Source organism: Marinimicrobium sp. UBA4209, from assembly GCF_002381585.1.
Taxonomy (GTDB): domain Bacteria; phylum Pseudomonadota; class Gammaproteobacteria; order Pseudomonadales; family Cellvibrionaceae; genus Marinimicrobium; species Marinimicrobium koreense.
In genome coordinates this window covers 1-397 of the sequence record NZ_DFTP01000068.1, presented here as the reverse complement: position 1 = coordinate 397, position 397 = coordinate 1, and the positions used below count along the sequence as shown (strand labels likewise).

Sequence of the window (397 nt, the reverse complement as noted above, 5' to 3'; positions counted from 1 at the left end):
CAGCAGCACCCCCAGGGCCAGCAGCGCCGCCAGCGCGAGCACCACCCGCTGGCCTAGCACCATCATTTCTTGCAGGCGCTTGACCCAGGCCATATCCAGGCGCGCTTCGGCCACGATGGCCTGCCCGGACAGGTGATCGCGCAGCTCGGTGAGCGCCTCGGGGTCATTGGTGGCCGGGCGCACCAGCAGCACATCCGGCAGCGGGTTTTCATCCAGCCCTTCCAGCACCCGGCCGAGGCCGGAGTAGGACTTGAACTCCTCCAGTGCCGCACTGGGCGGCACATGCTCCACCTGGTCCACTCGCGCATCCTCGTTCAGGGAGGTGCGCAGCGCTTCAATCGCCTCGGGACGGGAGTCGCGCACCAGAAACACCGACATCTGCCCGGAGTCCTGCCAG

The 397-nt window shown here is 68.0% G+C and carries 1 protein-coding gene; it reads right to left on the bottom strand.

Annotated features, from left to right (window positions below; genetic code table 11):
- The coding region (locus B3187_RS09735; protein ID WP_286806090.1) for a cell division protein FtsX at positions 1-397 on the bottom strand (397 nt) is incomplete at both ends.